General features: G+C 40.0%; 7 protein-coding genes. 4 read left to right on the top strand and 3 right to left on the bottom strand.

The window, feature by feature from the left end:
• Window positions 1-149 precede the first annotated feature (149 nt).
• From GNE10_RS20135 to GNE10_RS20125, 3 genes are all read right to left on the bottom strand, one after another.
• Window positions 150-473 (bottom strand): MbtH domain protein, encoded by a 324-nt coding sequence (locus GNE10_RS20135; protein ID WP_185566683.1) that lies wholly within the window; start codon window positions 471-473, stop codon window positions 150-152.
• A 336-nt stretch (window positions 474-809) separates the two neighbouring features.
• Window positions 810-1,130, bottom strand: coding sequence for a hypothetical protein (locus tag GNE10_RS20130; RefSeq protein ID WP_185566682.1), 321 nt, complete (start codon window positions 1,128-1,130; stop codon window positions 810-812).
• Window positions 1,131-1,177: 47 nt separating this feature from the next.
• On the bottom strand, window positions 1,178-1,924 hold the full coding sequence (locus GNE10_RS20125) for a VOC family protein (protein WP_185566681.1): 747 nt from the start codon (window positions 1,922-1,924) through the stop codon (window positions 1,178-1,180).
• Window positions 1,925-2,954: 1,030 nt separating this feature from the next.
• Between GNE10_RS20125 and GNE10_RS20120 the strand changes: the two genes are divergently transcribed.
• The 4 genes from GNE10_RS20120 to GNE10_RS20105 form a co-directional block, all read left to right on the top strand.
• A complete protein-coding gene (locus GNE10_RS20120; protein WP_185566680.1) occupies window positions 2,955-3,947 on the top strand; it encodes a DUF3102 domain-containing protein in 993 nt (330 codons plus the stop codon).
• A 478-nt stretch (window positions 3,948-4,425) separates the two neighbouring features.
• Window positions 4,426-9,774 carry a non-ribosomal peptide synthetase gene (locus tag GNE10_RS20115; protein WP_185566679.1) on the top strand — a complete coding sequence of 1,783 codons (5,349 nt, stop codon included), beginning with the start codon at window positions 4,426-4,428 and terminating at the stop codon, window positions 9,772-9,774.
• The gene (locus GNE10_RS20110; protein ID WP_185566678.1) at window positions 9,767-14,437 is read left to right on the top strand and encodes a type I polyketide synthase; all 4,671 of its coding nucleotides are present in this window, start codon (window positions 9,767-9,769) and stop codon (window positions 14,435-14,437) included. The genes GNE10_RS20115 and GNE10_RS20110 overlap by 8 nt, the downstream gene beginning before the upstream one ends.
• Window positions 14,434-15,758, top strand: a 1,325-nt coding sequence (locus GNE10_RS20105) for a type I polyketide synthase (RefSeq protein WP_185566677.1), incomplete at its 3' end; no start/stop codon positions are given. The genes GNE10_RS20110 and GNE10_RS20105, both read left to right, overlap by 4 nt.

Here is a 15,758-nt window from a genome sequence, read left to right as displayed (position 1 = left end):
TTCGATTGTTACTTCATTATTTAAAGTATAGAGAAATACCCGTTTTTGCATAATTCATCCCGCATTTATGCAACGCCAATTATCCAAACTTTTCAAGACAAAGGCTTTTCACCCAGTCCCCAGTAAAGAGTCCCTTGCTATAAATCTCACTATTCCACTGGTTCAAGGTGTCCTTTACCCTCTAAAGTTGACAGTTCAATATCTGCAATACATCGGACTTTCACGTAATTCAGCGTCAGATTACCAACTAAATGAACTTTTCCTGTTTGATGCTCAAAGTCAACTGAGTGGAAATTAGACGCTTGTTGGTCGAGTTTAACACCCAAATCAGTACCTCCATTAGTATTTGTAAATTTGATGTGAACATAACCTCGGTCGATACTTTCTTTGAGTGCTGTAGCTGTTTTTTCGGGTCGTAAACTTGCTTCAACAGGGTGTTCGCCTTCTGACAACCGTTGCACTAACTCGTTCATATATATGTCTCCTCTTGAAATCAGTGAACATTCAGAAGTCGGAAGTCGGAAATAATATCATGTCCGGTTAATCACTTATCATTAACAAACTAGTATGGTTTAAGTAAGAGGCTTCAAAGCCGCAAGTATGCCGAAAGCGGGGTCTAAATCCTCGTTATAAAACTGTACTTTTGACTTCCGACTTCTTTAAAATCTATCCGCGTCAGAGCGTCCCTCGAAGTTCTGAGCGCCGGCTTCCAGCGATGGACTTCTCTTTGTGTCAGTCTATACCATAAGTATTCAGGCGGACATGATATTACTTCAGACGAACGACTTAATTTTGATAACTATAAAAAATTACTTTTGTGTTGATGCTTCTACTTTCACCTGTTCGTATGCTGGAATCTCAAATTCCAGGGTTTTGTGGCAAAACTCCTGCCATTCGGGAGTTACATTCTCAAAAATGATATTTTCATCCTTGTAAATCCCATCTGTAACTACATAATTTTCTTGTAGGTAAAGAAAGTCATCATCAGTTAATTCTCTATTAATTGCGACTTCTTTACGCTCAACAGACTTGTTTTCTTTTCTGGTATTTTCAGCACACTCCGTCCATTGACTGAATTTACGCAAATTTTTTACAGAGTAAGCTTTACAATACTTTCCCACTGTTGCCATAGTAATACCTCAGTTCAGATTTTTTAGCCAGGGATGCTATCAATGTTTTAATATTTCAACAAAATTGGCAGAAATGGTCGGACATCAAGCTTTTTTTCTTTAACGCCCTCATCAAAGGTCAACTCTAGCAATGGAGATTCTCCTCGTTCGATAGTTACAGCGCTATTCGTACAAACTAGAGACATAGCATCAGTCAAATCTTTGTCGCTATCAATTGTGATTTTTACGCTTGTTAGCTTTCTGACACCCAAGGGATGAGAGATTAAGTGCTGGTGTGTAGTTGATGAGGGATCGAGCCAAGCTGTCAGAGCAATAGAATCAGGAACCATAAAGCAAAAAGGCTCTTGCTGATTCACAAAATTTTCTGCTGCAAAACTAATAGACTTGCGCGTAGGCGTAGCCCGCCGTAGGCATCGCATCGTCTCAGCCCAAGATAAACTTGAATCAGATACCACCTTGCTTTGCTCTGACTTCCTACGCAAACCGACACCAAAGGGTGATGCTCCAGTATGTTGTTTATGAAGGCGAGTTAGTGTCTGAATGCCTGTTTGTGCAGACTGCTGTTCTATTAAGTCTTTATCTTCTATCCAAATTAACTCCAAATACGTATTTTCAAAAAAAATTATTTTTGAGGCTGTTCCATGTTCGACATGTTGCACTTGCTGATTAGAACAGTGAAGACCAACTTTTTGAAGAACTGAAATACTATCAGCTTCTTTTGTCGTACAGACAAAAATGTGATCCACCTCTAGAAAAAAATTATCCACGGTTACCTGGGGTGAGGTTGTTTGCATAACAACTAATTCTCAGCTTGATTTTCTTGTTGGACTGAGATCTAAACTCTAGCTAGATAGAGAGATTTGCTTTGCTCAGGAACCTAATGTGTGGAAACTAACAGTAGAATTCAGAATTTAGCAGCAAAGCCAAAGACGTTTCCGTTGCTTTCCTCAGAACTCCGAAGTAAAACGGTCTTTATACTTGTCTTTGAGAGTGAAGTTATGTACTTCACTTTTCTTCAAAATTGCTGCAATTTTACCCTCTAAAATTTAGATTTTAGAGACTACTTTGGATAAACTCTATTTACTTGTACTTAAACAAGAAGAGTTTCTATTGGAAGTGTAACAAATTACCAATCCCAACAGTATTGCGTCACTAGTTAGGAATATTACTTAAGTTGAAGTATGCATCATTTTAGTATTGGAAGGTAGCTTTTATTTTTTCATTGTTAATCAGGAAGTTCATTAGATCGAAAAGCTTTGCAAACTAAAAAAATCAGGGTTTATGCCCTTGTTTTGGGGGACTAGCAATCATCTGTGGTTGCGGTAGTGCAAAACACTGGCAATTTGCGATCGCTATCGAGCCAATCCATAACAAGCTTAGGCTAAAAGGTAGATTTTAAGCTGCTTCTAGGGAATTGTATTTCCCATCTCAAATAAAGGACTTGTAAGACCTTTGGAAAACTTTTTGAGCTACTGAATTTACTTAATAACAAAGATTATCATTAAGTTAGTAATAGATCAAGCTACTCACTTTATATTCTTCTGGCTTTTGAAAGTTATGGCTGCGGGTTTACCCATTTGTTTTGAGGTTAGAGCAGTTGATAAATGGGGCTTGAAACCCACTCCAATGTTTAGGCTATTTCTTTCCCGACTCCCTATTCCCGCCCTAACGGGGCTTTGGTCAAATCCCATCCCCTTTCAAAGACACGCGATCTGATATTTATACATTTAGAGGTATTGACAAAAGTGCTTGTTTTTCTACTACAGATGAAAATTAACAGATAATCGACTATGATAGTTATATAGTAAGCAGTTTAGACAAATTGTGAGCAATTTCAAAAAACACAGTCAAGCAATCACTGGTTTCAACTATGAAATTTTGGATTCTGAAAAACGTCAAGTTATTCAGCAGCGAACTGGAGAAATTAAAGAGCGCTTACGGCGCTCAGCACAAGATATCTGGGAAATTGGTGAGAAGCTAGCCCAGGTGCGTTCTCAGCTCAAACACGGACAGTTTGAAACTTGGCTCAAAGCTGAGTTTGGCTGGAGCCGACGTACAGCTTACAATTTTATTAACGTTTATGAAACATTGGCTGAACGTGCAAATTTTGCACAAATAGATATTGCTACGTCTGCCCTTTATCTTTTGGCTGCACCATCAACTCCCCGAAATGTGCGTGAGGAATTTCTACAACGCGCTCATGAAGGCCAAACCATAACTTATAAGAATATTCGTCAAGTAATTGAGGAAGAGAAATCAAAAGCTATCTCTGCTCCTGTGTTATCTGAGCCACCACAATCACTTACTTCTATACCAGAGATTGTGACTATAATTCCGAAGCAGCAGCTGAAAACCGAAACACCAGTTATAGAAGTTACTGTAGCAAAAACTACTTCAGTCTCACCTATTGTTGTCAATCCTTATGAAATTGAGTCGGGTTGGTTTTTACTGGAAAAGCAACATCTTCTGTTTTGTGGTGATACAGCTTCACCACAATTCATCGACCGCATACCCTTTGCTACCCTTGCTATAGCTATTACCTCCGATGACTGGGATCACGATTGGTTAGTCGAACGAGCCAAGGCTGTGATTATCTTCCCAGAATCAGATTTAAAAGAGCAGTTGATCGAACAATTAATCAAGATGTTTTCGGGATCGGGGGACATAGTAATTTTTCCCTGGCTACCAAGTGCGGATATGGTCGCAATAGCTCATCAGCTAAATCGGCGATTGTTTGCAGGAGATCCCAGCGTTGAGCGTTGTCGTCAGGCGATCGCACACTCTCGACTCAAATCTCAGCCATTGGACTTCCCTTAGATCTTAGATCGGGTCATTGAAAGCGTTCGGCTTCTTCCACCCATCGACACCTATCAAAAGTAATAAATTATTTTCTGATATTTTTTTAGATAGTCTAAAATCACACATCTTTCAAGTTTTGATAATTATTAGCTATTAATACGGGGTTGCTAAACGCCACACTTCACTGTAATGTAAGAAAGTCTAAATGAAAATAAATAGCAATATTAAAGCTTGGATGGCTGACTTAGTAATTTCGCCCTCTGTTCGCTAGAGCAACATCGAGGTCTGTTGTTTGAGTTTTCCCAATTGAATTAAATAATTCTGTAAAAACACCAGCTTCAGCAAGAAAGAGGTATATCTGTTAAAGGTTTACCGTATTGAAGTAGACCTTTACATATCCACAACAACTGACTCAAAAGCCTGTGCAGCTAGGAGTGAATGTAAGACTAATTTTGCCACTATTGTTTGCCTGGATCTGATTACCGGAGGCATAATAATGACTGAGATTATCAATAACTTCCAAGAAATTCCACCTGAGTGTGCGACTATCGTTGATATTCTGCGCGATCGCAGTTTCAAGATGCCGCACAGACAAGCTTTTACTTTCCTTGAAGATGGAGAGACTCAGGAATTAACGCTGACTTACTATGAATTAGATCGGCGCAGTCGAGCTGTAGCAGCACAACTGCAAGCTTTTGGTTTGAGTGGGGAGCGTGCCATATTACTGTATCCTCCTGGACTGGATTACCTAATAGCATTTTTTGGTTGTCTATATGCTGGAGTCGTGGCAGTTCCAGCTTATCCGCCTCGCAATCAACGTAAAACGCCCAGAATACAAGCTATTACCATAGATGCACAGGCCAGTGTTGCTCTCACCACAACAGCAATGCTCCCCGCATTACAATCAATATTCACACCAGATACAAAACAGGGGAATTTTCGCTGGCTGACAACAGACAATGTAGCACAGGGTCTAGAAGATTCTTGGCAGCAACCTGCAATTAATGGAGATACCCTGGCCTTTCTGCAATACACTTCTGGTTCAACAGGCACACCAAAGGGAGTGATGCTCAGTCATGGTAACCTCCTGCACAACGCTGCCGTCACTTACCAACTCATGGAGCATTCATCCAGCAGCAAGTTTGTCTCTTGGCTACCTGTTTACCATGACATGGGATTGATTGGTGGCATTTTGCAACCTTTGTATGGTGCATTTCCTTGCATATTAATGTCACCAGCATCTTTTCTGCAAAGACCTTATCGCTGGTTACAGGCGATTTCCCGTTACAAAGGCACCACAAGTGGCGGCCCTAATTTTGCTTACGAACAATGTGTTCAAAGGATTACTCAACAACAAAAAGAAACTCTTGACTTAAGTAGTTGGAGTGTCGCGTTTAACGGCGCTGAACCAGTCCGGCAAGATACCCTTGAGCAATTTGCAACCGCCTTTGCAGAATGTGGCTTTCGTGCAGAAGCATTTTATCCCTGCTATGGTATGGCGGAAGCAACATTGATAGTTTCTGGCGGGAGCAAAAAAGCCTTAGCTCAAGTCAGAACTGTAAATAAATCTGCACTTTCACAAAACCAGATAGTCGAAGCAACTATCGAGAATCAAGATATTCAAAATTTTGTCAGTTGCGGCAAAGCAATTCCGAATCAGCAGATTGTAATTGTCAATCCTGAAACATTAACTCGTTGTTCATCAAATGAAGTTGGGGAAATTTGGGTATCTGGCCCTAGTGTTGGTCAAGGTTATTGGAATCGAACAGAAGAAACAAAAGAAACATTCCACGCCTATCTCAAAGACACGAAAGAGGGGGCATTTTTACGCACTGGTGACTTAGGCTTTTTGCACAATGACGAGGTTTTCATTACAGGTAGAGCAAAAGATTTAATTATTATTCGCGGTCGCAATCTTTACCCACAAGATATAGAATTAACAGCAGAACGCAGTCATTCATCGTTACGTTTTGGTGCTAATGCAGCATTTACAGTAGAAGTTAATAATGAAGAAAGGCTTTTTATTGTACAAGAATTAGAGTTTCGCACCAAGCCAAATTTAGCAGAAGTAACTAGTGCCATACGCCAAGCTATTACTGAAGAACATGAAGTACAAGTTTATGGTGTAATTTTAATTAAACCAGGTAGTATTCCCAAAACTTCTAGCGGTAAAATTCAAAGGCGTACAACTCGCGCTCAGTTTCAAAATGGCGAATTGCATATAGTTGAAAGTGACGTTCTCAAAATTAATGATATTGCTGGAAATGAAATTAAAATACAACGTTTTGAACTGTTGGAAGTTTCCCCAAAAGAATGTCAAATAGTTTTAGAATCATATCTGATGAAACTCTTAGCAGGAGTACTTTCAATTGCCGCAGATGATATTAATCTCCAAGAACCATTAAGTACGCTGGGACTTGATTCTTTAAAAGTATTTGAGTTAAAAAATCGGATTGAAGTTGATTTAGAAATAGAAGTATTTGTAGCAGATTTTTTTGAAGGAATGAGTGGGCGATCGCTTGTCACTAAGCTACTCGCTCAAATGACAACAGATGCACTACCATCATTATCCTTTATTCAACAAGATAAAAACACATCACATTATCCTCTATCTTTTTCTCAGCAGGGATTATGGTTTATCAATCAGCTAACTCCCGATACTCCTACATATAATATTCCTATAGTTATTAACTTCAAGGGTTGCATTAACTTCACAGCTTTACAAGATAGTCTGAACGAAATTATTAGACGACACGAACTATTACGCACAAGCTTTACATTGATTAATGGACAACCAGTGCAAGTTATAAATCAAGCTGTACCTGTAACTTTGGCGGTTGAAGATTTGCGTTCTTTATCAGAAAATGAGCGTATCCAAGAAGCAAAACGTTTGGCTACAGAGTTTGCACAACAGCCATTTGACTTATCTGCTCAATCGCTTTTGCGTAGTAAAATTTTACAATTAAATGATAGGAATTATCAGTTGTTGGTGACTCTACATCATATAATTGCAGATGGTTGGTCTATGGGTATTCTGATTAAAGAATTAACTGCACTATATGAAGCATTCTCAACAGACAAAGTTTCACCACTGAGTGAATTACCAATTCAGTATCGAGATTTTGTTAATTGGCAACGAAAATGGCTTGATGGCGAACGAATTCAATCATTATTGAGCTATTGGAAACAAAAATTGCAGGGTGAGCTACCTGTACTGAATTTACCAACAGACCGTCCACGTCCTCCAATTCAAACCTTCAACGGCGCTCAAGAGAAATTAGTTCTTTCTCCAACTCTGACAAAAGAATTAAAGAATTTGAGTCGTCAGCAGGGAGTAACTTTATTTATGACCTTGCTGACAGCATTCAAAATTTTACTGTATCGTTATACTGGTCAGACACATATTGTAGTCGGTTCGCCAATCGCCAATCGTAATAAAGCAGAAATTAATTCATTAATCGGATTCTTTGTCAATGTTTTAGTGTTGCGTACAGAGTTATCTGGCGACCTGAGTTTTCAGGAGTTCTTAAGACGGGTGAAGTCAACAGCTTTAGAAGCTTATAGCTATCAAGACTTACCTTTTGAAAAGTTAGTAGAAGAACTACAGCCAAATAGAGACTTGAGTTACAATCCATTATTTCAAGTAATGTTTGTTCTCCAGAATGTGCCAATATCAAATCCTACACTATCAGGTGTCTCTGTTTATTATGAAGAAGGTTACAACGGGACATCTAAGTTTGATTTGACATTGTTTGTGCAGGATTTTGAACAAGGTTTGGTTGCAACTTGCGAGTACAACACAGATTTATTCAATGCAGATACCATTACTCGAATGTTGGGACATTTCCAAACTCTACTAGAAAGTATAATTAGCGATACCCAACAGTGCATTTCAAATTTGCAATTACTAACACCATCTGAAGTACAGCAGTTATTAGTTGAGTGGAATGATACTCAAACCGATTATCCTCAATATAAGTGTATTCATCAGTTATTTGAAGAACAAGTAGAGAAAACACCAGATGCAGTTGCAGTAGTCTTTGAAAACCAACAATTAAGCTATCAGGAATTAAACAACCAAGCAAATCAGCTAGCGCACTACTTACAAAAGTTGGGTGTTAAACCAGAGGTATTGGTGGGGGTTTGTGTAGAGCGATCGCCTTTAATGGTAGTTGCAGTGTTAGGTATTTTAAAAGCTGGTGGAGCATACTTGCCCTTAGATCCTACACATCCCAAAGAGCGTTTAGCCTTCATCTTAGAAGATACCCAAAGTCCAATACTGCTAACTCAGCAGAGCTTGATAAACAAATTGCCAACTGATGACATCAAGGTAATTTGTTTAGACTCCGATTGGGAAGGAATTGCTCAAGAGTTTTCTGAAAACCTCCTTTGTAAAACAGATGCCACCAACTTAGCTTATGTTATTTACACTTCCGGTTCCACTGGTAAACCCAAAGGAACATTAATACCTCATCAGGGATTAGTCAACTACTTAAGTTGGGCTACTCAAGCATATACAGTTGAGCAAGGCAAAGGAACTACTGTTCACTCTTCTCTGGCTTTTGACTTAACTATCACAAGTTTGTTCTCACCATTACTCGTTGGGCGTCAGGTAGAACTTATTCCCGAAAACCAAAGCATCGAATCTTTGGGAAATGCACTTCGTCAAGAGTCCAACTTGAGTCTAGTTAAAATTACACCAGCCGAACTTTTATTACTTTCTAAGCAATTGTCATCAAAAGAAGTAGCAGGTATAACTAGAGCTTTCATCATTGGAGGAGAAAACCTCTTGACAGAAAGTATTAGCTTTTGGAAAGTGTTTGCACCTGAAACATTATTAGTGAATGAATATGGCCCAACGGAAACTGTAGTAGGCTGTTGTGTTTATCGAGTACCCCAGGATGATATTGAGTCAAATTCTGTTCCTATTGGTCAGCCAATAGCTAATAGTCAGCTATACGTGTTAGACCAACACCATCAGCCAGTACCGATAGAAGTTCCAGGCGAACTATATATTGGCGGTGCTGGTTTAGCACGGGGTTATTTGAATCAACCAGAACTTACAGCTGTTAAATTCATTCCTAATCCCTTCAATAATGAAGCAGGAACGCGATTATACAAAACAGGGGATTTGGCTCGTTATCGTTGGGATGGAAATTTAGAGTTTTTAGGACGGATTGACCATCAAGTAAAAGTGCGTGGTTACCGTATTGAACTCGGAGAAATTGAAGGTTTATTGGGGCAACATCCAGAAGTTCAAGAAGCAGTGGTGTTAATGCGGGAGGATGTACCAGATAATCAGCGTTTAGTAGCTTATTTTGTTACCAATACCGAAACAACACTTACTACTAGTGACCTGCGGAACTTTCTTAAAGAACAACTACCAGAATATATGTTGCCGTCAGTGTTTGTACAGCTAAAGACGCTGCCCTTAACAACGAATGGCAAGATAGATCGTCGAGCATTACCTGTACCAGATGGCGATCGCCCTGAGTTAGCAGAGGTTTATGTGGCTCCTCGTTCTGAGATGGAAAGGGAGATCGCCAGAGTTTGGCAAGAGTTACTAAATCTAGAAAAAGTGGGCGTCAATGATAACTTTTTTGACCTTGGCGGTCATTCACTATTGATGGTTCAGGTTAATAGCAAGCTACAAAAATTTATGAATCTTAACATATCGATTGTAGAAATGTTTCAAAATCCAACTATCAATTCCCTAGCCCAGTATTTAAGTCAAGAACAACAATTGTCTTTTAGAGGAACACGCGATCGCGCCAATAACCAAATTGAGGCTATCAATCGCCAAAAGCAATTATTGAGGAAACAAGGTAGAAAAAACAATGGTTAGCACTACATATAATGATGTTCTAGAAGGAATAGCGATAATTGGTATGTCAGGGCGTTTTTCTGGTGCTAAAAATCTTGAAGAATTTTGGCATAATTTACGAGATGGTGTAGAGTCAATTTCTATCTTTACAGATGAAGAGATAATATCTGATGGGATTGAGCCTAATATATTAAGCGATCGCAATTATGTAAAAGCCAGTGCCATATTAAAAGATATCGATTTATTTGACGCGGGATTTTTTAGTTTTAATCCCAAAGAAGCAGAAATTACTGACCCCCAACATCGGATTTTTTTAGAGTGTGCTTTGGAAGCATTGGAAAATGCTGGCTATGATTCAATTAGATGTGACAGTCGTATTGGAGTTTATGCTGGGGCAAGCCTAAATAACTATTATTCATTAGATTTAAACCGCGATCGCCTGGGTTCAGCCCAATGTTATCAAACAGTAATTGGTAACGATAAAGATTTCCTCACAACTCGTGTTTCTTATAAATTAAATCTCACAGGCCCCAGTATTACAGTCCAAACAGCTTGCTCTACCTCATTAGTTGCAACCACACTTGCTTGTCAAAGTTTGTTGAATTATCAATGCGACATGGCTTTGGCTGGTGGGGTTTCTATCCACGTACCTCAAAAAGCTGGTTATTTGTACGAACCGGGAGGAACACTTTCTCCTGATGGTCATTGTCGTGCTTTTGATGCTAAAGCGCAGGGAACAACTATCGGTAATGGTGTAGGAATTGTTGTCCTGAAGCGATTGAGCGATGCTCTAACAGATGGTGACTGCATCCATGCCGTAATTAAAGGTTCAGCTATCAATAATGATGGTTCTGGTAAAGTAGGCTATACAGCACCCAGCGTCAATGGTCAAGCACAAGTGATTGCTGAAGCGATGATGCTTGCAGGAGTTGAGCCTGAGACAATCAGCTACATTGAAGCTCATGGTACTGGTACAGCCTTAGGCGATCCCATTGAAATAGTTGCACTTTCTCAAGTGTTTCGTAGCAGCACCACCAAAAAAGGGTTCTGTGGTATTGGTTCCGTGAAAACAAACATTGGTCATCTAGATGCAGCTGCTGGAATTGCCGGACTGATTAAAACAGTTTTAGCGCTCAAACACAAACAAATACCGCCCAGCTTGAATTTTGAGCAACCGAATCCCCAAATTGATTTTGCCAACAGTCCTTTTTATGTGAATAAAACCCTCAAAGAATGGAAAGCAGGAAATACTCCTCGTCGTGCTGGTGTGAGTTCCTTGGGTATTGGTGGGACTAATGCTCATATCATTCTAGAAGAAGCACCAATACAAGGCAAAAGGCAAAAGGCAAAAGGCAAAAGTCAATATCTTTTGTGTATATCAGCTAAAACTAGTTCTGCTTTAGAGACAGCAACAGAAAATTTGGCTAATCACCTGCGGCTACATCCCGATGTGGACTTAGCGGATGTTGCTTATACACTGCAAGTAGGGCGTGGTGAATTTAATCATCGTCGCGTGGTAGTGTGTGCAGATATTGAGGATGCAGCCAGCGCCTTGGAATTACGAGATCCGCAAATAATTTTCACTCGTTCAGTTGAAAATGCCGTTTGCGAAAAGACTCCGCAGGAGTATCGCCCCATCGCTTTCATGTTCCCCGGACAAGGCGCTCAGTATGTGGACATGGGTAAAGAACTTTACCAAACTGAGCCGATTTTTCAGCAACAGGTTGATTTGTGTTGTGAATTGCTGCAACCTCATCTAGGGTTGGATTTGCGTTCAGTTATTTATCCCAACGAATCCGAATCAAAAGCCGCAGCCGAAAAATTGCAACAAACAGCCATCACTCAACCTGCATTGTTTGTCATAGAATACGCTCTAGCTCAATTGTGGATGTCGTGGGGGATTTCTTCCGAAGCAATGATTGGGCATAGCATTGGGGAATATGTCGCCGCAACTTTAGCTGGTGTGATGTCACTTGAAGATGCTTTATTTTTGGTGGCTACTCGTGGGCGATTGATGCAACAACTTCCAAGCGGTGCTATGCTCTCCGTACCGTTACCAGAAGCAGAAGCTAGAGGATTACTGAATGAAAATTTATCCTTAGCTGCTAGTAATGCACCAGCTTTGTGTGTGATATCGGGAACTGATGATGCTATAGATGAATTACAAAAGCAGCTTCCGGGAATAGAATGTCAGCGTTTGCATACCTCCCACGCTTTTCATTCGCCAATGATGGAATCCATATTGCAGCCATTCATTAAAGAAGTCAGTAAAGTTAAACTACATCCTCCGAAAATTCCTTTTATTTCTAACGTCACGGGAACCTGGATTACCGCAGAACAAACTACAGATCCAAATTATTGGGCGAAACATTTACGCTGTTGTGTTCGCTTTTCGGCAGGAATTTCTGCATTGTTACAAGAGCCAAATCGCATCTTCCTAGAAGTTGGCCCTGGACAAACTTTATCTACCTTCGCCAAAAAGCATTCAGAACGAGTGGGATTGTCTTCACTGCGACATCCTAAAGAAAAACACTCAGATGTAACTTTCTTATTGAACGCATTAGGTAAACTCTGGCTATGTGGGGTAAATGTGGATTGGACGGGATTTTATGCCCATCAGCGCCATTATCGTGTTCCTTTACCAACATATCCCTTTGAGCGTCAACGTTACTGGATTGAAAACTATAAACAACGACAGCAGAATGCTATTAAACCTGTGTCACTTGGTAAAAAGCCAGATATTGCTGACTGGTTCTATTTACCTTTATGGAAGCAATCTATACCTCCAGCGCCACTTGAACAGAAGGAATTAGTAGTTAAAAAATCTTGTATTTTAGTGTTGACTAATGAGTTGAACTTAAGTTGTCAGTTAGTTCAAAAACTGCAACTACACAATCAAAACGTAATTAGTGTGGAGATTGGGTCTAAGTTTAGCAAGGTGAACAATAATAAATACACGATAGATCCTCAACAATGTAGTGACTATAATACTTTATTTAGAGAATTGTCTGCACGAAAAAAACTTCCAACCAAAATTATTCATTTATGGAATATAACATCACAAAATCACATAATATCAGAATTAGAACAGCTTGAAAAATTTCAAGAAAAAGGATTTTACAGTCTACTGTTTATAGCGCAAGCATTAAGTAAGTTAGATGTTTTAAATGAATTTCAAATTACGGTAATCTCTAATAATATGCAGTCAGTAACTGGAGAAGAAACCCTCTATCCAGAAAAAGCAACTTTACTCGGCCCAGTGAAGGTCATTCCACAAGAATATTCAAATATTCGCTGTCGGAGTATTGATATTATTATTCCCTTAGAAGGAAGTTTACAAGAGAATAAACTGACAAATTATCTATTACGGGAACTTACAGCCCCGACCTTTGAATCGGTGATTGCTTACCGTGGTGGTAATCGTTGGGTGCAAACTTTTGAGGCGATTCAATTAAATGAAACAAAGGTAGAGATACCAAGATTAAAAGAAAAAGGATTTTATCTAATAACTGGTGGACTTGGAGGAATTGGACTTGTTTTAGCGGAGCATCTGGCGAAGACAGTACGAGCTAAACTTCTTTTGATAGGACGTTCAACAATTCCGCCGAAACACGAGTGGCAGCAATGGCTAAATACTCATGATGAGCAAAATAACATTAGTAGAAAGATTCAGAAGATACAAGAACTGGAAGCGCTAGGTGCTGAAGTATTGGTAGTCAGTGCTAATGTAGCCAATCTCAAACAAATGGAAGAAGCGATCGCACAAGCTGAATCGCTTTTTGGTAAGCTCAATGGTGTCATCCACGCCGCCGGTATTACTGAAGAAAAGTCATTTTCGTTTATTGAGCAAACAAGTCAGATTGATTGCAAACAGCAATTTCAACCCAAAGTATACGGAATATTTGTATTAGAAAAAATATTAAAAAATCAATGTCTTGATTTTTGTATATTGCTATCTTCCTTATCCTCAGTATTAGGAGGATTAGGATTTATTACTTACTCTGCTGTTAATATTTTTATGGATGCTTTTGTTCATCAACACAACCAAAATAATGCAAAGGCGTGGACAAGTGTAAACTGGGATGCTTGGCAAACTGTAAAAGAAAACAAACAAAGTGAATCATACTTTGCCACTGGTTTAGCAGATTTGGCAATCAAACTGAATGAGGGTACAGAAGCTTTTCAAAGAATTTTGAATTGGAGTAAAAGTAATCAGATTGTTGTATCCACTGGAGAATTACAAACTAGAATTAATCAATGGATTAATTTGGAATCGTTTCAGACAAAAACAGTTAGCCAAAAAGCTAATTCATTATTACTCCATCCCAGACCTAATTTACAAAATCCCTATGTTGCTCCCAAAAATGAAATCGAGCAAAGGATTGCTGTTATTTGGCAAGAACTCATTGGGACAGAAAAAGTAGGTATTTACGACAACTTCTTTGAGTTGGGGGGTGATTCCCTCCTAATGGTGCAGGTGCGGAGCAGACTGCAAGCAGCCTTTAATTGCAACGTTTCCACATCGGAATTATTTGAATATCCCACTATCAATGCTTTGGCAGGACATCTTAGCCAAACACAAAATGAACAACCAGTCTTTGGGCAAGCGCAAGAGCGTGCCAAGAGGCAAGAAGCGGCGATCGCTGAAGAAATGCAGCTGATGAAGCAAAGAAGGAAAGTATGATGAATAATGAGTTGAAAGGCATAGCGATCGTTGGGACGGCAGGCCGGTTTCCTGGAGCGATAAACGTCGCTCAGTTTTGGCAGAATTTGTGTGATGGTGTAGAGTCTATTTCACTCTTCAGCGATGAAGATTTAATAGCGCAAGGCGTAGATGCAACTTCTTTACAAGACCCTAACTATGTGAAAGCAGGGTTTGTGCTAGAAGACATCGAGATGTTTGACGCTTCATTCTTTGGCTACTCTCCCAGAGAAGCCGAAATTATTGACCCTCAACAGCGAATTTTTTTAGAGTGTGCATGGGAAGCTTTAGAAAATGCTGGTTATGACCCAAAAGCAGACAACAACCTAACCGGTGTATATGCTGGTGCTAACCTCAGTACTTATTTACTCAACAATCTTGCTTCACATCCTGAACTGCTGAAATCGCTAAGAATGCAAATTGCTCTTGGCAACGATAAGGATACTTTATCTACACGAATTTCCTATAAGTTGAATCTCAAAGGGCCAAGCCTCAGCGTTGGTACAACTTGTTCTACTTCCCTTGTAGCTGTTCATCTGGCGTGTCGAGGACTGCTAAGTTATCAGTGCGATATGGCGCTGGCTGGAGGTATTGCCATCCAAACTCCCCAAATAGAAGGTTATTTCTATCAACCTGGAGGAATCGCTTCTGCTGATGGTCACACTCGTGTCTTTGATGCTAAAGCTACTGGCGGCCCTTTTGGCAGAGGCGCGGGTGTTGTTGTTCTTAAAAGATTAGAAGATGCTGTAGCGGATGGCGACTATATTTATGGAGTGATTAAGGGTTCAGCTATTAATAATGATGGTGCGGTCAAAGTTAGTTACACAGCACCGAGTGTTGCAGGTCAAGTAGAAGTCATTGCCCAAGCTCAAGCGATCGCAGGATTTGAACCTGATACAATTACCTACATTGAAACTCATGGCACTGGCACAGCCTTGGGCGATCCGATTGAAATTCGAGCGCTAGAAAAAGTATTTCGTGCCCAGACCAGTAAGAAGGGTTTTTGTGCGATCGGTTCGGTCAAACCTAATGTCAGCCATTTGAATACAGCTGCTGGGGTAACGGGTTTAATTAAAACTGTTTTAGCTCTAAAGCATCAACAAATACCACCCAGTTTGTACTTTGAAGAACCCAATCCCGAAATAGACTTTGCCAACAGTCCTTTTTACGTTAATACCCAACTATCTGCATGGCAAACCAACGGGACACCACGCCGCGCTGGGGTCAGTTCTTTTGGTCTTGGGGGGACTAATGCTCATGTTGTCCTGGAAGAAGCACCTGGAGGGGGGCAGAGGGGCAGGGG

Source organism: Nostoc sp. 2RC, assembly GCF_014222165.1.
GTDB lineage: Bacteria > Cyanobacteriota > Cyanobacteriia > Cyanobacteriales > Nostocaceae > Nostoc > Nostoc linckia.
Note: the sequence above shows the minus strand (reverse complement) of the source record. Positions and strands in the feature narration are given on the sequence as shown.